Here is a 19,977-nt window from a genome sequence, read left to right as displayed (position 1 = left end):
ATGGCATCACCAGACTTTACTCAAATCGGCGGCTCGCAGGAAGATGCTTCCAAGCGATCTTATTGGAGCAAGCCGGAAGGGATTACTTCTCTGCTTTTTCTCGGAGCGGCAGGCGCTGCGGCATTATATTACTGGAACAAACTGGCTGCATTCTTAATCGAAGTAACCCAGAATACGCTATATCTTGGCTTTTTACTTGCCTTGCTGGCAGTAGTAGTTTTTCTATTTACAAGTAAAGATGTACGCACGGCAGTCTTCTTTCTTTTTAAAACATTGATGCGCAACATCACCGGTTTGATCATCAAACTGGATCCGATTGCGATCATGAAAATTTACATTGACGATCTGAAAGAAAAACGTGAAAAAATGCAGGGACAGATCAATATTCTGGCCGGACAACTTGTGAAACTGAACCGGAAAATCACGGAGAATAACGAAGAAATAAAACAGAAATTTGCCGAAGCAAACAAAGCCAGCCAAATGACTGATCGTCCGGGCATGAAGGAAACTGCTTCTCTGGCAACTATTGAAGGTGCCGGTTTACAGGAAATGAACGAAAAATTATTTCCGCTGCAGCGTAATATGAAGACCATTCTTGAATTCATGGAAAAAGTGAATAAAAGTGCGGATTATATTATCAAGGAAACAGAAATCAAAGTAAAACTTAAAGAAGCAGAATACAGAATTGTTAAAGAAAGCTCCAACGCGCTTCGTACTGCTGTAAGTATTTTCAAAGGAAATCCTGACAAAAAGTTCTACTTTGATGAGTCTATGGAATATATCCAGGACGACATGAGCCTGAAACTGGGTGAAATGAAACGCGCTATGGATCTTTCAATGGACTTTATCAATGGCGTTGATGTTCAAAACGGACTCTTGTCGGATAAAGGCCAGGCTATGCTTGAAGCTTATAACAAAGGAGATTTTAAGTTGATTCAACTCGACTCGCCTAATCAGCCTTCCCGCTCTATCGATCTGCCGAAGGATTCGAGCTACCGCGGCTTACTGGACTAAACTGCTTATTACAATTACATTTTTCAATTTACCTTTTGACAAACAATGAAAAGACTAACTGTTGCCGGAAGATTATTAATTACCGCACTGGTTATTGCGGCCATCTTCGTTGGCTATAAATATTTTGGCGGCCAGCAAGCCCTTGAAAAAGTGGCGAAAGAACAAAAATCTGAAATTGACTCAACTGCGACCACTACCGAAAGTAGTGAAGGTACTGCCGCTGCGACAAACGAAAATCCTGCAACTGAGGCATCTTCAAAGTCATTTTCCTATACATCTCCGGAACCGGTTGATGGAAAGTTGAAAGGTGTTGTAGAACTTGGCGCAAGTGGCTTTAACTCCTTCATTATCAAAGTCGATAGCCAGAAACGCTGGAAACTTGAAAAATCAGAATTCGGAAACAGCCTTGTTACAGAAAATATGGCAACCGATGAAGATGTTCGTATCGGTTTGAAAAAATACATCGGATCAATGCTGGACTATGGCGTTGGTAAAAAAGATATCCATTTCGTAGTGAGTTCCGGTGCTGCGAAAGCGGATGTAACTACAAAGATCACAAGTGCTTTGAAGTCGCTTGGTTATATTGTGAACCAGGTAACTCCGGAGCAGGAAGGCCAATTGGGACTTAAATCTGTACTGCCAGCAGGCTACGCTAACAAAGCTTTTGTTGTAGATATCGGCTCAGGAAATACCAAGATCTCATGGATAGCAGGAAGTGGAATTAAGGCACTTGAATCTTACGGAGCAAAGTATTTTCAGGATGGCACTGACGACAAAAAAGTTTATGACGAAGTGGGTGCGAAAGCAAAACAAATCCCTTCTGATTTGCGAAAAACAGCATTTATCATCGGCGGTGTACCTTTTGAAATGGCAAAGGAAGTACGTAAAGATAAAGAACGTTATACTGTTTTGAGCGCGCCGTCTGGTTATACAAAATTGACTAATGCGAAGTCAAAAGCAGGAGTGAATATTTACAAAGCAGTTGCAGACGCAACGGGTTGTCAAGAATTTGTCTTCGACTGGGATGCTAACTTTACCATTGGTTTTCTTTTGACATTATAATTAAAAACTGAAATAACGGAAAAATACGAAGGGTTAATCCTTCGTATTTTTCCGTTTTCACTTGAAAAACAATGACACTTCACGATCTATTCAATAATGTTTCTTCAAATTACTGGCCGGTCGCCTTGTATTTCATTTTATTACCCGGCATTGCATGGATTGTCGGCCAAGTGGCTACTGGTAGTCGTGATGTTAAATTTTGGGGATTGGTTTATTCGGTTCTGGTCTATGCGGTTTGCATTCCGGGTATTTTCGCCGTCACATTGAATATTTATCTTTTCCTGTTTGAACGTCAAAGCGTTTGGCAGGCTAATATCATTTTACAATTTTTGCCAATCATTTCAATGGCTTTGACTTTGATGATCATCAAGCAAAAAATTCCATTTTCGCTTGTTCCCGGTTTTGGAAAACTATCCGGATTTCTAACCCTCATTGCAGCACTCATCGGAGTAATGTGGTTCTTTGACCGGCTCCATCTGGTAGCATTTACCTATGTACCTTTTGCCTATATTATCGTCGGTTTTGTCGGAACTTTGCTGCTTATAAGATTTGCGTGGAGCAAAATGTTTTGAGCACAACATCATACATACAAATCTCAGTAACTGACGAGCAGAAGAAATATGCCCGCCGACTTGTAGAGTATTCCCTCCGTCATCATAAAATTGCAAACATTTGGGATAATCAAAATGAGCGGTTCTCCCAAACCCGAATCATGCGGTACACGGGAAGTCTGGGTGAAACTATTTTTGCCGATACATATCACCTTCCCAGACCTGCCAAATCTTTCGGTGCGACAAACGGCCAGGATTGGGGACAGGATTTCCTGATCACTTCTGAGCAATACGCCTTTTCACTGGACGTTAAATCGATGAAAAGGCGAACGGGAAATCTTTCAGCAGATTATGTACTCAACATTCCCGCATTTCAACTTCATAAGGTAGGCTCAAAAACTTCTCATTATTTCTGTATTTCCTTCCATCAGACGGAAAGTGAAGGCACCATCGCCTCTCTTTTAGGTTTTATTGACAAACAAGCTTTGATGAATGGTGAAGTTGGAACCTTGTTCCTAAAAGGAACTGACCGTATCCGAAATGATAATAGCTCGTTTATTTTTCATGAGGATACTTATGAAATTTTGTTAAAAGATATCGAATCACCGGTAATTACCGAGTATGTGAGAGGGTTGAAAGGGTTTAGGATCAAATACCTTCTTTAATTACCGAAATAAAAATTTCAAATAAAACAATTAAACATATGCGGCTTTATTTAAATCTTAATATGACCGTTGAGGAATATTTTATATAACTTGCTGTTCATAAAACTTTAGGTTAAACAAAGCATTTTTCATTAAAATTTATTCTGGTTGTCAGTTTTAAAATCACAAACGAATATAGAAAAGAAACTCTTTGGAAGAGTTTATACACCCGATTTTATAGTCGAAAAAATACTAAATGACATTGGCTTCATAGGTGATGATTCACATAAAACAATCGTTGATCCAGCCTGTGGTGACGGGCAGTTTTTAAAAGAAATCGTAATAAGGATACTTAGCAATGCTCCTGTTAATAAGTTAAAAGAAGCATTACACAATGTTTACGGTTGGGATATAGACAAAACTGCTGTGCAGGAATGTAGAAACTCTTTGAACGAATTACTTGTCCCCCATAATATTAAAATTGAATGGAATATAAGTGAAGGTAATTCACTTGACCACTTATTACATTCAAAATTCGATTATATTGTTGGCAACCCTCCTTATGTAAGAGTACAAAACCTAACAGAAGATGTAAGGTTTTTTTTAAAAGCTAATTATAAATTCTGTTCCAAAGGGTCTACTGATTTATATATCGCATTCTTTGAATTGGCATCTAAACTTCTAAAAAAGAATGGTAAATGCGCTTATATAACTCCCAACTCATATTTTGTTTCGGACAGTGCATATCAGTTACGTAAATTTTTCGAAGAGAAAAAAAACATCCTTCAAATTACTAATTATAAAAACGAATTAGTTTTTAATGACGCTTCAACGTATTCAGCAATAACAATTTTCGATAATTCTACTCATTCTGATTTTTTGTATCAAGAAAGTAATGACGATTTTAAATATGAAAGCAAGCGAATTTCTTTTAAACACTTAAGTGGAAGAAAATTTTGGTATTTAACCCTATCTAATGAATTTTTAGAAATTAAAGAAGGGCAACGACTAGGCGATATATGCCAAATTTCAGTTGGGATAGCAACACTAGCAGATTGGGCGTATATTGTTAAGGTTACAAAATTTATTTCAACCAAAGTTACCCAAATTGAAAACAAAAGAGGCAAAACTTTCCTGATTGAAAAAGCCATATTGAAACCTATAATTAAGGCATCTAAATTAAAATCCACTGACGATGTCATTACTGAATTTATTATCTATCCTTACTTTAAAAACAGCAATGGGCGAAGCGAAATAATTTCGGAGGATTTTTTAAAAAAACATTATCCACTGACATATGAATACTTTCTCCAAAATAAAGAATCGTTACAAGAAAGAGATAAGGGAAAGGAAAATCCGGTGGCCTGGTACGCATTCGGAAGGACTCAAAGTATGGATTCGTCCATTGGAGAAAAAATAGTCTTTTCTCCAATGAAAAAAAAACCTAATTTTATTATATCTCAAAATCCAGAAGGATTAGTTTATTCTGGTTATTACATCAAGTTTGACGGTGACTATAAGTGGCTCCTTGATAAATTAAATTCGAAAGAGATGGAAGACTATTTAGATGTAACAGGCCGTTATTTCAGACATGGGTGGAGGGGATTAACAAAACGAGTTCTTGAAGATTTTGTAATTGCCACAGACTGAATTACCTAATATAGTTTTGCTGTAACCCTTGCGATGTTTTACTTCTAAGGGTCTCAATATGTAATTATATTTTAATAGTGCCAAAAAACCAAAGAGTCAATTTTTATTATAAAAATACAAATTATGGCTAAAATTTCCTTTTCTGTATCTGCACGCACTGCAAAACTTATTGGTCAAGAGAATTTTGCTAATGCAGAAGGTGCCATAATCGAATTAGTTAAAAATTGTTATGATGCAGACGCAAAGAATTGCATCATCGTTTTTGATAATTCAGATAGTTTTAGCTCTTCAATATATATTATTGATAATGGAACTGGAATGACAAATGAAGTCATCGAAAACCAATGGATGAAAATTGGAACTGATGATAAGTTGCAAAATTTCAAGTCCGGCGAAGGAAGGGTAAAAACAGGAGCCAAAGGAATAGGAAGATTTGCTCTTGACCGCCTGGGGCTATCTTCTGAGATGAAAACTCTTCCTAAAAGTTCAGTTACCGGATTCCTTTGGAGCGTTACATGGAGTGACTTTGATAGGTTTGGAGTTTCTATAAACGAAGTTGAAGCTGACTTAAATGAAATTGAAATATTAGACATAAAGAAAGAATTATTCAAGTCTTTTCCAAATTTTATCCAACTTAAATGCTATATAAAAAGTATCGAATTTTCCTCTGGTACGATTCTCAAAATTAATTCGGTTAAGGACAGATGGGATGAACAATCTATAAAGAGTCTATTTGATAATTTGGAAGTTTTGATTCCACCACATGAGCAACCTGAATTTAATTTATACCTATTTTCAACAAATTATCCTGATGACTTTGGAAAAGTAAATAGTGCTTACTACGATGATTACGATTACAAAATTGTAACTAAATATTTGGCAGATAAAAATTACACATTAGATATAAGCGTTACAAGAAATGAATTGGATATTAAACAATTAGAAACTGCGTATTTAGAAGTATTTAACAATAAACTTTTAAAGAATTTTCCATACGATTTAAAAACTGTCCAAGAGAAAACATTTAATATTAAACGTAAAATATTTGACTTTCCAGGTTTTGAAAAAAGCGTTGATTTAGAACTAATAGATAAAATAGGTGAATTTGAGTTCACCTTTTATTTTTTAAAAAATCGAATTGATGCGAGTGATAAAGATAAATTTCCTTATAAAAATATTTCCCAAGCAAACAGAAAGGCGTGGCTCAGTAAATTTGGTGGAGTAAAAATTTTTAGAGACGATTTTAGAGTAAGACCTTATGGAGAAGATGGTCAAGACTGGTTAAAATTAGGCGAAAGACAGGCAAGAAGCCCGGGAGGTGCTGGACAAAAACTTGGAGGCTTTCGTATTCGTCCGAACCAAATAGCAGGTACCGTAAGAATTTCCCGTATTGCTAATTCCAATTTCCAAGATAAATCAGGACGGGAGGGAATTCAAGAAAACGAAGTATTCGAATTGTTCAGAAATCTTTTAATTGAAATTATATCCATCTTTGAAAGAGATAGAAATGTTCTAATGTTTAGCTTATCTGAACTAGCAAAAACTCAATTCAATGCAAGTTTAGAATTAAAAAGGGCTCAATTAGAAGCTGAAAGAATTTTACGAGAACAAGAACTTTCTGAAAATACAAATAAGGATTTACAAACTTCAAGTCCCTCTGAAAACTTAGAAAAGAATTTCACAACTGAAAATACAGAAACTGAGGTTCTGTTAGCAAAAGCGACAAAAATTTATGAAAAAGAACTACAAGACAAAAACGAAGAAATAAAAATGCTGAGAGCATTAGCAAGTGTAGGCTTAATAATTTCTTCCTTTGCTCATGAATTAAAAGGCCTTCGATCAAGATTAGTTCCTAGAACTGACTTTTTAACAACAGAACTAAAGAAGTATATTAAAGCTCATGATCTTCTTTCTGTGCATAATGAAGATAATCCTTTTTACATGCTACAACTAATTAAGGAAGAAGATATAAAACTTAAACATTGGTTAGATTATTCTTTAAGTACCTTAAAGCGGGATAAGCGAACAAGAACCAATATTAACATGGGTGAATATTTTGAGAGTTTTGAGATAAATTGGCGAATGGCATTGAATCAAAGAAAGGTAAAAATGACTTTAATAGGCAGTAAAGATTCAAATAATATAATACAAGCATTTGAAGTGGATCTTGATGCTATATTTAATAACTTATTATCAAACACACTGAGTGCATTCAAAGAAAAGAAAGGACAGTATTCAAGGGAAGTGACTATCGAGTGGCGTGCACTTGAAGATTATGTTGAAATTAAATTTTCTGATAATGGCAATGGTTTGGCTAAAGAATATAATAGTGAGCCAGAAAAGATATTTGAATTTAATGAATCATCGAAAAGAGACCGATTAGGAAATAAGATAGGGACCGGTATGGGCCTTTATATTGCTAGATTGGTTATTGATGACTACAATGGAGCTGGTGTAATGTTATCACCTGTTCAGGAAGGCTTTTGTATTTTAGTAAAATTTGCATTGAGAAAAAATAACCTCAACTAAAATGTTTAAAATAGGATATATTGATGAAGATAACGGTTGGCGGAACACTTTTCGGCAATATTTCAAGGACGACTTTGATGTAGTACTTTTCGATATTACAGAAACTACCACGCAAGAGTCGCTAGTTAATGAAATTTTCGAACAATCAATAGACATGCTTGTTATCGATTTCAGACTAGATGAAACAGGCCTTGTAGACTTTAACGCAGACAGTCTTGTCGAAAAGATAAAAGAACTGAATTTCTTTTATCCAATGATAATACTGACATCATATGAATCCGACGCTTTGGATCACATTGAGAATGCTAATTTGATCAATGGAAAAGATATGCTTAGTGGAGATTCAAATTCTAAAATTCCAATATTAAAACAGAAAATCAAAAAAATTGCAAGTGATTACAGAGTTAAGTTAGATGATTCTATGTCACGTCTTTTCTCTTTAGAAAAGAAAAGGCTTTTGGATGGGCTTACTCCAAGTGAAGAGGATGAATTTGTCGACCTTAATAGCTTTGTTGACAAAACAACATCTGCAAAAGGTCGGCTGTCAAGAACATTTTACAATGAAAAAACTAATCAAAAACTTGATGATCTGATTATGAAAACGTCACTTCTTCTTAATAAGCTTGATAATCTTAATAATTCGTAATGTCTAATTTTAGAAATCTTACACCCAAAAGGAGAGACAAAAGGGCAGAATGTAAAAAATATTCATCTTACTTAAGAACTCTTAGAGTAGATTTTAATAAACGGTGCGGTTATTGCGATGATAACGATTATTATCGTATTAGAAGTTTTACAATAGATCACTTTATACCTCAAAACCCCCAAGGTTTTATCCATAATATTAAAGACAATAACTATTACAATCTTGTGTATTCTTGCAGATATTGCAATTCTGCCAAAACAAACAAATGGCCTACGAAAGACCCATCAATACATAACGATGGCTATCTTGGTTTTGTTGATCCTTGTTCGAATGATTACAATTTATTGTTTTTTAGGACACAAAATGGTCAAATTAAAGCTCGTGATCAAAATAATGCCTTAGCAAAATATATAATTCAAGAGTTAAATCTTTGGTTGCCAATACATGAACGTATGTGGAAGTTAGAAAAATTAAAAATAATTCACGAAGAAATTAAATATAAATTGTTAAATATAAAAGACGAGAATCTAAAAAAAACACTAGTAAACGAACATTATGAAATTTTGAAAGAAATCGATGAAACTCAGTCTCACATATATATGGAAAATGTACGTTGATGGAGAACATAAAATTTTGTATTATAAAATTTTATCCCAGTTAAACTCCCAAAGAATGGCCGATTTCATAGCTGTTTCCGGTCGGGACTTTCAAGGTGGTTATAAAGGTTACAATAAAAAAGTGGTTGAAAATTTTGTCATAACCGATATATAATGGAAACCGTTAAACAGGCATCAGAAAGACTAACATTTCTAATTCAAACCATTCCGGATCTGCTTGAAAAAATATCAGAAACCGACTTCTCATTTAAATCTTCTCCTACCCAATGGAGCAAAAAGGAAATACTAGGCCACTTAATTGACAGCGCGACGAACAATCACCATCGATTTATCAGAATTCAATATGAAAATGAACCCATCATTTTCTATGATCAAAATAAGTGGAACGAACTCAGCAACTATCAAAATATGAGCGCGTCACATTTGATTAAGTTCTGGAAAAGCTACAATCAGCATCTTGTTGAAATCTTTAATTTAATTTCTGACAGTAACCTGCAACGCTTCGGCACTGGCAGTGATGGTCAAAAACTGCCTCTTCATTTTTACATCACAGATTATGTCGGGCATCTCGAACATCATCTGAAACAACTTGTCACTTACAAACTACTTAACAAACCACTATCTCTCTGATAATCAATAACTCTGATAAAATAAATTTGAAAAATAATTTATAAATTAACGAACGTTCATTTATATTTGCATTACTTATGAGAACAAGAGATGCAAATAAAGAAATTGTAATAAAACAGAAGGCCATTGAAATGATTGTCAGCCAAGGCTTTGACGGTTTGAGTATGCATAAGCTTGCCAAAGCATCCGGCGTTTCTGTGGCTACGATTTATATTTATTTTAAGGATAGAGAAAGCCTTCTTCAACAACTTTATAAAGAAGAAAGTATAAAACTGGCAGATGCGACCCTTATTAATTTCGATCCTGAATCTCATTTTGATGAAGGTTTAAAAGTGCAGTGGCTGAACCGGATGAATTATTGCATGGAAAATCAAATCAGCATGACTTTCATGGAACAGTTTAAACACTCTCCGATGGTTGACCGCTCGGTGATGGAAAGAAGATTCATTGATGCAATGTCGAAATTTGTTCACACAGCTATTGCAAGAGAAGAACTCATTCCCCTGCCAGTAGAAATTTATTGGTCTATCGCCTTTGGGCCGCTTTATCAGCTGGTAAAGTTTCACATTTCAAAGACCAGTATGCCTGGAAGGCCGCCATTTGTTTTTGATGATGAGAAAATAAACCTGACATTATCGTTGGTAATCAAAGCTTTAAAACCTTAAAACTTTTTATTTTAAATTTAAAGTAATTCTGATTTTCATCCGTTTTCCAGAGTAAAATCTGATTTTTTAAAATTTATCTTGACTCACTCTTTAAATAAAGAAGCTATGGAAACGCAATACCCCGATGATAAATACGTGCTTGTTTTCAAAACCAACCTGCACTTTAAAGACATGAAGAAAATAGAACCTGTGCTTAACGCAGAGAAGAAAATTATATGCTGGAATGTAGATCTCACCGATTGCGACAATGTACTTCGTATTGAATCTGACGGTCCGCATACCAAAGAAATGATAGCCATCCTAACCAAGGAAGGTTATGCCTGCGAAGAACTAATTGATTAAACCGTCCTTTATATGTCTGAAAAACAACCTGAAACTTTTACCAAATACCAGAAATTCGTCATCGCCATTCTTGCCATAGTGCAATTTACGGTTATCCTTGATTTCATGGTTCTTTCACCTCTGGGAGCCATCCTGCTTAAAGAACTTTCTATATCAACGTCGCAATTTGCACTGGTCGTTTCGGCCTATGCATTCAGTGCCGGAGCAGCGGGTTTACTCGCCGCTGGCTTTGCCGACAAGTTCGACAGAAAGAAACTTTTACTATTTTTTTATACCGGTTTTATAGCAGGCACTTTTCTTTGTGGAATTTCTCCTAACTACGAATTTCTGCTTATGGCAAGAGTTGTAACGGGAATTTTCGGCGGCGTAATGAGCTCAATCAGTTTCGCTATTATTACAGATCTTTTCGCTATTCAGGTCCGCGGGCGAGTGATGGGATTTGTTCAGATGGCCTTCGCCAGCAGCCAGGTTTTAGGCATTCCTTTGGGTTTGTTTTTGGCAAATACTTATAACTGGCATGCGCCGTTTTTGATGATCGTCGGGCTGAGTATTGCCGTGGCTTTGTCTATTTTCATTTATATGAAGCCCATTGATGCCCACCTTAAACTTCAAAAAACCGGTAATGCTTTTAAGCATTTAACTTCAATTTTTGCCCAGTCCAACTATCTTCGTGCCTTTGCGGCCACCACTTTATTAGCTACCGGGGGATTTATGCTGATGCCTTTTGGCAGTGCGTACGGCGTTCATAATTTAGGAATTGATATAAAGCAACTTCCCTATCTATACATGATTACAGGCGTTTGTATGTTGGTAGCCAGCCCGATCATGGGAAAATTGAGCGACAAGATTGGTAAGTTTAAAATATTCATAATCGGATCTTCCATCACTTCAATAATGACATTAATCTATTGTAATCTCGACGTAACTCCACTTTGGATAATTATCATCATCAATATCCTGTTATTCGTTGGAATCAGCGGAAGAATGATAGCTGCAAGTGCATTGATGACTGCCGTTCCGGAACCTCAGGACAGAGGTGCGTTTATGGGAATTAATGCTTCAATCCAGCAAATAGCTTGCCTCTATTATTGCAGGCATGATCGTATCAGAAACCAGTACGGGGTACCTTAATAATTATGGATTACTAGGAAATGTAGTAGTCCTGGCCGTGATTTTAACCGTCTTTTTAATGTATAATCTGTATCAGTTCATCTCCAAAAAAGAAGAAAATAATTTACAGCCGGTGTCCATAGCAAAAGAAGCAGCTTGATCAATCCGATTAACTAAAAAGAAGTATAAAAATTTCACGTCTAAAAAAACCTCCAATCCAGGAGTTTTTTTTGCTCTCAATTTTCTCGCCATTATTTCACCTTCTGTAATTCAGTAACTTATAAATTAATTCAAGAATAATTTAAATTACTTTTAATATTATAAATACTTTTAATTAATATTGATCTTTAAAACCTTATTATTTTATATTATTAGTTCTAAGAATATTTTCCGTTTATTTACAAATCAGACAGATCATTCATTTGTAACTTTTAATACATATAATACTTTTAAATGAAAATCATCAGTATTGTCAACAACAAAGGTGGTGTTGGAAAAACTACTTCCGCACAAAGTATTGCAGCAGGTCTTGCCAAATTTGCTAATGCGCGTGTGCTGGTAATTGACCTGGATGCCCAGGCCAGTTTGACAAAAAGTTTTGGGATTGTTCACAGTGGCCTGAAGAAAGACAGCGGTTCTTTTATTACCGGAGAATATGCTTTTGAAGAAATTGTACAAAAGGTTGGAGACGTTGATATTTTGCCTGGCTCGGCCGAGATGAGTCATAAAGAAGATACGATCAAGTCGGCTCCAATTTTTCCATTTAATTTAAAAATTGCGTTGGAAAAAGTGAAGGACAAGTATGACTTTGTGATCATTGATTGTCCACCTGCCCTGAACGGAAATACAAGAATGGCACTTGTTTCCTGTCACCAATATTACGTACCTCTTCAGGCTGAATTTTTAAGTTATGAAGGTCTTAGAAACTTCCTGGTTTACTCTGCTGAAATTAAGAAAATCAGCCCGACAACAAACCTTGGCGGTGTATTCGCAACTAGGTATAATCCAAAAATAAGAAAGAAGATCAGTCATGAACTAATCAGTGCTACGAAGGAGCAACTTGGTGACGTGTTTATGAATAGCTATATTCGTGACAATATTGCTTTATCAGAAGCGCAGGCTAGTGGTACAAATATTTTCGACTACGCACCTAACAGTAACGGCGCCGAAGATTATTATAAATTAACGAAGGAAATTCTCGAACGTATAAACAATTAAAATATGGCAAAGGAAAGGAAATTTGATTTCGCACCTCTACCCATTGTCTCTGACATCAACGACGATATTGAAGTTAACTCATCACAGACCGAAAGTAACGGCGTACCGACAAAAGTCACTTTTGATTGTGATTATGCGCTTTTGGAAAAAATGAAAGATTATGGTTACTGGGAAGGCCTCACACAAAAAGATATTATTCTGGAAGCGCTAACCCGCTATTTTGATGATGCTGAAATAAGGCCGCGTCCGGATAAAATCCGTAACAAAACCAAAGTTGGCCGTAAGCCAAAAGCATTGGTTGGTTAAAAACAAGATTAAAGTATTTCCGGCTAACCGGAAATACTTTAATCGAAAAAATTTATATTCGGAGCAAGTCACTGCAACATAATCACAGCCCTTCCAGTACCTCTTCCATTTCCTGAATTGCAATGTCGACATCCTGCTTTGTAGTCCGGAAATTAACAAAAGCTGCACGAATACAAAGCTGACCATCCAATATCGTCGGTGTCATAAACACTTTCCCATGGCCGTTTAAAATATCCAGAAAATCAGATGTTTTACTGTTTTCTTTTAAAGCAAAACAAACAACATTGAGGTGCACTGCTCCACAGACTTCGAAATCTGCACTGGCTTCCAGATAATTTTTCAGCAGCATTGCACAGTGAATGCTGTTTTCCACAATCCATTTAAATCCTTCTTTTCCATAAGCCACCAGGCTAAACCAAGCTGGCAAAGCGCGGAATCTGCGTGAATTTTCGGGCAGAAAATTCAGGTATGAAAAATTTTCTGCCGGATTTCCAAGGTATGGCGCATTGGAATTTTGAAAAGTCTGAACCTGAAGCTTTTGGTGCTCCTTTCTGGACAGGAAAATGGCACTGTCATATGGGACATTCATCCATTTGTGGCAGTCAATGGTAATACTGTCCGCATTTTCCCACCCGCTTAACAAATGTTGGTGATTATCTGAACAAGCAGCAAAAGCACCAAAAGCAGCGTCGACATGCATCCAGAACGAGTATTTTTTTTTCAAAACAGAAATTGCCTGAAAATCATCAAAATCAACCGTATTCACCGTCCCCGCACTGCAAGTGAGAATAACCGGCTTTCCTGAAAACTCAATCAATTTCTGTTCAAGATCAAATAAATCAATGCGCTCTCTTCCTTGATCAGCCTTTATTTTGACAATATTATTACTTCCAAAACCAAGCATGGAAAGTGATTTAATGACCGAAGAATGCGGTGTTGCTGCCAAAATTACAATTTCATCTGACATTCCATTTCTCGCAATATCCTTCCCTGATTGAACACCTGCCCATTGCCGCGCCACACCCAGGCATGTAAAATTCGACAACGTAGCGCCAGACACAAAACCTCCGTTGAAATGATCAGGGAGGCCAAATAATTCAGCCATCATCTTGATCGACTGCAACTCTACAACAGCAGAAATATCTCCACTTCCCTGAGTACTTTGCGTGTTTTGGTCGAAAACCGAAGTCAGCCAGTCACCTGCCAACGCCGCGGGGGTCGTCCCTCCTATCACATATCCCCAATATCGGGGTCCGGCACTGGAAACGATGAGCTTCCTGAAGTGAGAATTAAAAAGGTCTAGTGCTCCGCTGGCTCCCAGCCCAGTAGCCATTAAGTGAAAAGAATCTGTTTTTTGATCCGTATGGCTCGTCGGTATTTCATCAATACTATTAAGAAAAGCAATACTGTCTTTTTTTATTTCTTCTAAAATTGAGGAAATGTTGTCAAGGTCATTTTTTAATATTTCATTCATTGTTTAATTGTAATGTGCACGGACAAAATTTATTTTCCCTTCCTGATCAAACTGCATAAATTCAGCCGATTTTTTATTGTTTACACTGCTGTAAAATAGTATCAGTGATTCGGTACCAACCAAGATTTCGTGCAGGTTGAAAAAAAGATCCGGATAAAGCCCAAGCGCCTTTTGAAAATAATCCTTCAAAGTATTTTTATCCCTGATAACTCCCTCCGAATTCGTCCCTAACTGTTTGATGATGGGAGAATAAAATTCTATATCCTCCGAATAATGACTTAGAATTTTTTCTATATCATGATCATTCCACGCTTCAATCCACTCGTTGGAAAATTGCTTCATATCGATCATAAAATTCAATTTATATTTTGATTATAAAACTAACTCCATTTTAATATCTGCTCTTTTGTATAGTCCTGGTTCCAGGAGAATTTCTATAAAACCCAATTTTAGGTACATAGCAATAGCCGGTCTCAGTTGTTTGCTGGAATACAAGATCAGCTTTTCAGCATTCATATTTCTGGCTATTTCTATTATGGAATTACAAAGCAACTTTCCGGTACCGAGGCCTCTGACATCTTTTCTAACGGCCATTTTTGCCATCTCAAAAACACCAGGTTTCACATATTTCAGAGCGACTGTTCCGATGATCTCTCCTTCATTTTCTGCGAAAATAATTCGACCTCCATCTTTTAAAATCGCTTCTTGCGGATTATCAAAAGCATATTGATCAAACGGCTCGACGGTAAAATATTCTTCAAGCCAACTAAGATTCAGGTCTTTAAAATATATCTGATATTCAGGTTTATAATCAATTATTTCCATCAAACTTTTCGTGGGTTATTCTTCTGTGGTAATTAATCTGACCGGTATGATAAGCCAGGTGCATGGAAAGGTGAGTAAGAACTAGTCCTACACTTTGTGACTCGGAAATGGATAAAATATCATGCGGATATTCTTCTGAAAACCTACTCTCAGTAAGTTTCATTAGTGATTCCGGAATTATTTCAAGTAGAAAATCCAATTCCTCCAACAATTGTGATTTGGAGAAAAGTCTGGAAGAAAACTCTGCTTCCCTATCTCTGACATATGGAAAATGGCCGAGAGTCAAACCGATGTAAGTCCTGAGATTGCCGATTAAATGCTGGGACAAGTTCCCCCCGGAATTTAATGTGCCCGGAAGTTTTATCCATAGTAGATCCTCCTCATGATAGGCAAAAATCTCGGCCCTTAGCTTTTTAAGATCTCTTTGATAAAGAAATATGTAATCCGCTTTGTTCATAATTTATTTAATTCAAAATGATTTTACAAAATTTCAGCTTTTTATATCGAAAAACAGATTCAGTTTTTTAAATTAGCAGCATAACAGATTTATAATTTCTATTTCAACTAAGCAAACAACTTGGACGGAACCATATTAAAAGAGGAATTTCTATATTCTCAAATAGCAGAACGCTTCGAAACCCAGATCGAAAACAATATACTAAAAACAGGGGACAAGCTTTTATCTCTCCGCGCATTGAGCAAAGAACAGGGCATTAGTATCAGTACGGCCTTTAAAGCCTATATTGAATTGGAGAATAAGGGTTTTATAGAAGCACGGGCAAAATCCGGCTACTTTGTTCGATACAACCCTTCCAAAATTCCAAAGCCGCTGGATAAACCTGAGACTGAAACCAGTTTTGAAAATGTCGGTGTGGATGAAATATTAAGGATGGTTCACAAAACCATGAGCCAGGAAGGAGTAGTAAAACTTTCGCAGGCAGTACCTTCAGCTGAGCTGATTCCGGTAGCCAAATTATCCAAAGCGATGATGGAAGCCATACGAAAAAGCCCCACGAACTGCACAGGTTATGAAGAAATTCAAGGTAATCTTACATTGAGAAAACAAGTTGCAAAACACGCTTTCGGCTGGAATGGAAATATCACAGAAAATGACGTTGTCACTACACAGGGATGCATGGAAGCCCTGGTTTTCTGTCTGAAAGCAGTCACAGAAGCCGGAGATACAGTGGCAATTGACAGTCCAACTTATTTTGGTATTTTTAATGCGATGAAAAGTCTGGGCTTGAAAGTCCTTGAAATTCCGACTGATCCAGAGACAGGAGCAAATCTTGAATATCTGGAAAAAGCAATAGAAAAAATTCCAGTGAAAGCCTGCTTATTTGTAACCAATTTTGCAAATCCGTTGGGAGTAATTATGCCGGATCATCGTAAAAAACAGCTTGTAGAACTCTTGGCAAAAAAACAGATTCCACTCATTGAGGATGATATTTATGGTGAAATGTATTTTGGAAAAACCAGGCCTAAAACCTGTAAGAGTTTTGATAAAGAAGGTTTGGTGATGCTCTGCTCTTCTGTTTCAAAAACGCTGGCTCCAGGTTACAGAGTTGGCTGGTGTATTCCCGGAAAATTTATTGATAAGGTAATTAGTCTGAAATTGACGCACTCGGTTTCCTCAGCTACACCTACTCAGGCTGCAATAGGACTTTTCTTCGAAACGGGCCGTTATGATTTGCACATGCGCAAAATGAGAAAAGCGCTTCACACTTCATGCTTGCGTTACATTCAGGCTATTTCAGATTATTTTCCAAAAGAAACAAAAGTTAGCCGACCGCAGGGAGGTTATGTTTTATGGATTGAAATGAACAAAAAAGTGAATGGGTTTGAGCTATTTCAACAGGCACTAAAGCAAAACATAAGTATCTCACCAGGACAAATTTTCAGTACTGATGCCCGGTTTACAAATTACATTCGGATTAGTTTCGGTACACCTTACAACGAGGAAATCAGGATAAGTATTCAAAAGTTGGGAAAACTGGTTGAAGGGATGAGCTAGTATTTAAGAAAATTAACAGATTTGAAAGCTAATATTTAAACGGCTCAAATCGTGTAACGTTCTCAAAATTAAAATTTTACAAGAAGGATCACGAAGATACTTTCGCTGCAACAATAGTGCAACTATCTGATTTACAGTACTTGACACCCTGTTGCACGTCTTTAAAGAGTATATTTGCACATATTTAATTTGCTAAAAACTCATACTTAAAATAAAGACTAAAAGAATTTAAAAATTCATTTGGTCCTCGTTCCCGCTCGTGAAAAACGAAACACGTACAAAACATATTCATACCGAAAAAGAATGCTGTGATCATGACAAGGCTCCGTCTCATAATCATGATAATCACAGCCACAACAGCCACAGTCACGATGACCATGACCATGAGGGCGGTGAAAATACAGGCTTGTTTCTTGGCCGCTGGCCCCTCTGGCTTAGTTTAACAATTCTGGCCGTTTTTCTTTTTGTAACGTACGGATTAAAAATTGGAATAAACACATATGCCGAAATCGCTCTGATGCTTTCGGCATATGTGTTGGCTGGTTATAAAACGATCGCTCTTGCATTTCGCAAAATCAAAAGGGGGGATCTATTTAATGAATTTACATTAATGACGATTGCAACGCTTGGCGCTTTTTATATTGGTCAATTTAGTGAAGGCGTTGCCGTTATGATCTTTTACGAAATTGGAGAACTAATTCAGGATCTGGCCGTTAGCAAATCGAAACGTTCAATCAAAGCACTTCTTGATGTAAGGCCAGACGCCGTTACAGTCATCCGGGAAAATAAAGATTTAGTTCTGTCGCCGCAGGAAGTCCAGATCGGCGAGACCATTCTGGTGAAAGCCGGTGAGAAAGTTGCGTTGGACGGCGTTCTTCTTTCGGCTTCGGGTGTTTTTAATACGGCTGCGCTGACAGGAGAATCGAAACCAAGCGTAAAATCAAAAGATGAGCAGATTCTTGCAGGTATGATCAATACCGAAAAAACAGTTGAAATTGAAGTTCGTGCACTTTTCAAGGATTCCAAACTTTCAAGAATTCTTGAAATGGTACAGGATGCGACAGCCCGTAAAGCTCCTACACAGCTGATGGTCAGCCGACTCGCAAAAATCTACACTCCGATTGTATTTGGCCTTGCCTTATTGATAATTCTGGTTCCTTTGATTTTTGTCAGCCAATATGACTTTCAGCAGTGGCTTTACCGAGGAATGGTTTTCCTCGTAATTGCCTGTCCGTGTGCTTTAACGATCTCAATTCCATTAGGTTATTTTGGTGGAATTGGTTTGGCTTCACGAAATGGAATTCTGGTCAAAGGCTCCAATTTCCTAGATGTTGTCACAGGAATTGATACGCTGGTTTCTGATAAAACAGGAACGCTTACCAAAGGAGTTTTCAAAGTTCAAAAAGTTGAAACTACCCTTGACCGTGATAACTTTATCAGTCTGGCTGCTTCACTTGAAAATTACTCCACACATCCTGTTGCCAAAGCAGTTGTGCAATTTGCCCGTGCTAAACATCTAACAAAACCTACTGATGTTGAGGAAATCTCAGGACTGGGGTTAATAGGTAAAGTTGGGGATAAACTGGTACTTTGCGGCAATACGAAGCTGATGAAAAAATTCGATGTCAGCTTTCCGGATGAGCTAGAAAAAATTGTAGAAACTATTGTCGTTGTTGCCATCGATAATAGCTATGCCGGCTATCTTACCATTGCAGATGAAATTAAGGAAGATTCTCTGCAAACCGTAAAAGATCTTAAAGCACTTGGGATTGAAACCATCATGCTTTCGGGCGACAAACAAGCGATAACTTCACAAATTGCTTCAAGTTTACAGATTAACAAAAGCTATGGTGATTTGTTGCCGGAAGATAAAGTAAGGATCGTTCAGGAACTAAAAGATCAGGGAAGACATATTGCTTTTGTTGGTGACGGCGTAAATGACGCACCCGTAATTGCATTGGCAGATGTTGGAATAGCTATGGGTGGCCTTGGCTCGGATGCCGCTATTGAAACTGCCGACATTGTGATACAAAATGATCAGCCTTCCAAAATTGTATCAGCCATTAAGGCCGGTAAAATTACAAAATCCATTGTTTATCAAAATATTATGCTGGCAATGGGAATCAAGGTTGTGGTAATGCTGCTGGGTGCTAGTGGAATTGCCACACTTTGGGAAGCTGTTTTCGCTGACGTTGGCGTTGCACTGCTTGCGATTCTGAATGCTTTCAGAATCCAGGGTAAAAGTCTATAACTTGCTGATTTTAAACACAAAATAGAGAAGTCAATTTTAAAAAGTTGACTTCTCTATTTTAACAAACATGATCAAAATTTCAAAATATGCTCTTTGGCATACTAATTGCACCTTGGTGTTAGAATAAATATATATGACTGTCCGTTACTTGTACTATTGAATAAAAATAGGTATATTGTAGTATTAAATTGAACGCAATATTCCTATGAATCTGAGTGAATTTTTCGAGAAATACCCTGATGAAGCGAGTTGCGTTGAAGCATTTAAGAACAAACGTTTGGAACTTGGAGTTGTTTGTCATAAATGTGGCTGTACAGAGCATTATTTCAGGAAGACCGATTACAAATTTGAGTGTAAAAAGTGCCACAGCCGTAAAAGTTTGCGGGCCGGAACGGTCATGGAACAGACTAATTTGCCGTTTAGGTATTG

At 36.9% G+C, this 19,977-nt stretch carries 21 protein-coding genes; 17 read left to right on the top strand and 4 right to left on the bottom strand.

Going from position 1 to position 19,977, the window contains the following annotated elements; genetic code table 11:
* The 14 genes from FDK13_RS29385 (at position 1) to FDK13_RS29320 (ending at position 12,984) form a co-directional block, all read left to right on the top strand.
* Positions 1 to 1,014 (top strand): hypothetical protein, encoded by a 1,014-nt coding sequence (locus FDK13_RS29385; protein ID WP_137343596.1) that lies wholly within the window; start codon positions 1 to 3, stop codon positions 1,012 to 1,014.
* 45 nt (positions 1,015 to 1,059) lie between these two features.
* Positions 1,060 to 2,076, top strand: a complete 1,017-nt coding sequence (locus FDK13_RS29380; RefSeq protein ID WP_137343595.1) for an acetate and sugar kinases/Hsc70/actin family protein — start codon at positions 1,060 to 1,062, stop codon at positions 2,074 to 2,076.
* Positions 2,077 to 2,147: 71 nt separating this feature from the next.
* Positions 2,148 to 2,648 carry a hypothetical protein gene (locus tag FDK13_RS29375; protein WP_137343594.1) on the top strand — a complete coding sequence of 167 codons (501 nt, stop codon included), beginning with the start codon at positions 2,148 to 2,150 and terminating at the stop codon, positions 2,646 to 2,648.
* Entirely contained in the window at positions 2,645 to 3,292 is a 648-nt protein-coding gene (locus FDK13_RS29370) for a hypothetical protein (protein ID WP_229216270.1), read from the top strand. The genes FDK13_RS29375 and FDK13_RS29370 overlap by 4 nt, the downstream gene beginning before the upstream one ends.
* 147 nt (positions 3,293 to 3,439) lie before the next feature.
* Entirely contained in the window at positions 3,440 to 4,921 is a 1,482-nt protein-coding gene (locus FDK13_RS29365; RefSeq protein WP_137343592.1) for an HsdM family class I SAM-dependent methyltransferase, read from the top strand.
* A 123-nt stretch (positions 4,922 to 5,044) separates the two neighbouring features.
* Positions 5,045 to 7,450, top strand: a complete 2,406-nt coding sequence (locus tag FDK13_RS29360; RefSeq protein ID WP_137343591.1) for an ATP-binding protein — start codon at positions 5,045 to 5,047, stop codon at positions 7,448 to 7,450.
* A 1-nt stretch (position 7,451) separates the two neighbouring features.
* Positions 7,452 to 8,096: a hypothetical protein gene (locus FDK13_RS29355; RefSeq protein ID WP_137343590.1), complete on the top strand. Its 645-nt coding sequence runs from the start codon at positions 7,452 to 7,454 to the stop codon at positions 8,094 to 8,096.
* The gene (locus FDK13_RS29350) at positions 8,096 to 8,713 is read left to right on the top strand and encodes an HNH endonuclease (protein ID WP_137343589.1); all 618 of its coding nucleotides are present in this window, start codon (positions 8,096 to 8,098) and stop codon (positions 8,711 to 8,713) included. Before FDK13_RS29355 ends, FDK13_RS29350 begins: the two co-directional genes overlap by 1 nt.
* A 153-nt stretch (positions 8,714 to 8,866) precedes the next feature.
* Positions 8,867 to 9,343: a DinB family protein gene (locus FDK13_RS29345; protein ID WP_137343588.1), complete on the top strand. Its 477-nt coding sequence runs from the start codon at positions 8,867 to 8,869 to the stop codon at positions 9,341 to 9,343.
* A gap of 77 nt (positions 9,344 to 9,420) precedes the next feature.
* Positions 9,421 to 10,008 (top strand): TetR/AcrR family transcriptional regulator, encoded by a 588-nt coding sequence (locus FDK13_RS29340; protein WP_137343587.1) that lies wholly within the window; start codon positions 9,421 to 9,423, stop codon positions 10,006 to 10,008.
* A gap of 105 nt (positions 10,009 to 10,113) precedes the next feature.
* Positions 10,114 to 10,350: a hypothetical protein gene (locus FDK13_RS29335; RefSeq protein WP_137343586.1), complete on the top strand. Its 237-nt coding sequence runs from the start codon at positions 10,114 to 10,116 to the stop codon at positions 10,348 to 10,350.
* Between the two features lie 12 nt (positions 10,351 to 10,362).
* Positions 10,363 to 11,481 carry an MFS transporter gene (locus FDK13_RS29330; RefSeq protein ID WP_229216269.1) on the top strand — a complete coding sequence of 373 codons (1,119 nt, stop codon included), beginning with the start codon at positions 10,363 to 10,365 and terminating at the stop codon, positions 11,479 to 11,481.
* A gap of 432 nt (positions 11,482 to 11,913) precedes the next feature.
* On the top strand, positions 11,914 to 12,678 hold the full coding sequence (locus FDK13_RS29325) for a ParA family protein (protein WP_137343585.1): 765 nt from the start codon (positions 11,914 to 11,916) through the stop codon (positions 12,676 to 12,678).
* 3 nt (positions 12,679 to 12,681) lie between these two features.
* On the top strand, positions 12,682 to 12,984 hold the full coding sequence (locus FDK13_RS29320; RefSeq protein WP_137343584.1) for a hypothetical protein: 303 nt from the start codon (positions 12,682 to 12,684) through the stop codon (positions 12,982 to 12,984).
* Positions 12,985 to 13,066: 82 nt separating this feature from the next.
* On the opposite strand, the gene FDK13_RS29315 is transcribed toward FDK13_RS29320, so the two are convergent.
* The 4 genes from FDK13_RS29315 to FDK13_RS29300 are packed head-to-tail and all read right to left on the bottom strand — an operon-like array spanning position 13,067 to position 15,740.
* Entirely contained in the window at positions 13,067 to 14,458 is a 1,392-nt protein-coding gene (locus FDK13_RS29315) for a pyridoxal phosphate-dependent decarboxylase family protein (RefSeq protein WP_137343583.1), read from the bottom strand.
* A 3-nt stretch (positions 14,459 to 14,461) separates the two neighbouring features.
* Complete coding sequence (locus tag FDK13_RS29310; RefSeq protein WP_220417458.1) at positions 14,462 to 14,800, bottom strand: nuclear transport factor 2 family protein; 339 nt, start codon at positions 14,798 to 14,800, stop codon at positions 14,462 to 14,464.
* 30 nt (positions 14,801 to 14,830) lie between these two features.
* Positions 14,831 to 15,283, bottom strand: a complete 453-nt coding sequence (locus FDK13_RS29305; protein WP_137343581.1) for a GNAT family N-acetyltransferase — start codon at positions 15,281 to 15,283, stop codon at positions 14,831 to 14,833.
* Entirely contained in the window at positions 15,270 to 15,740 is a 471-nt protein-coding gene (locus FDK13_RS29300) for a DUF1572 family protein (RefSeq protein ID WP_137343580.1), read from the bottom strand. Before FDK13_RS29300 ends, FDK13_RS29305 begins: the two co-directional genes overlap by 14 nt.
* Before the next feature lie 120 nt (positions 15,741 to 15,860).
* Between FDK13_RS29300 and FDK13_RS29295 the strand changes: the two genes are divergently transcribed.
* The 3 genes from FDK13_RS29295 to FDK13_RS29285 form a co-directional block, all read left to right on the top strand.
* On the top strand, positions 15,861 to 17,297 hold the full coding sequence (locus FDK13_RS29295; protein ID WP_137343579.1) for an aminotransferase-like domain-containing protein: 1,437 nt from the start codon (positions 15,861 to 15,863) through the stop codon (positions 17,295 to 17,297).
* Positions 17,298 to 17,556: 259 nt separating this feature from the next.
* Complete coding sequence (locus tag FDK13_RS29290; protein ID WP_137343578.1) at positions 17,557 to 19,548, top strand: heavy metal translocating P-type ATPase; 1,992 nt, start codon at positions 17,557 to 17,559, stop codon at positions 19,546 to 19,548.
* A 205-nt stretch (positions 19,549 to 19,753) separates the two neighbouring features.
* A partial coding sequence (locus FDK13_RS29285; protein ID WP_137342654.1) for a transposase occupies positions 19,754 to 19,977 on the top strand: 224 nt, incomplete at its 3' end.

The sequence above is a fragment of the Dyadobacter frigoris genome, assembly GCF_005280585.1.
GTDB classification, from domain to species: domain Bacteria; phylum Bacteroidota; class Bacteroidia; order Cytophagales; family Spirosomataceae; genus Dyadobacter; species Dyadobacter frigoris.
The sequence above is the reverse complement of the archived record's forward strand: the minus strand, read 5'-3'. Positions and strand labels throughout refer to the sequence as shown.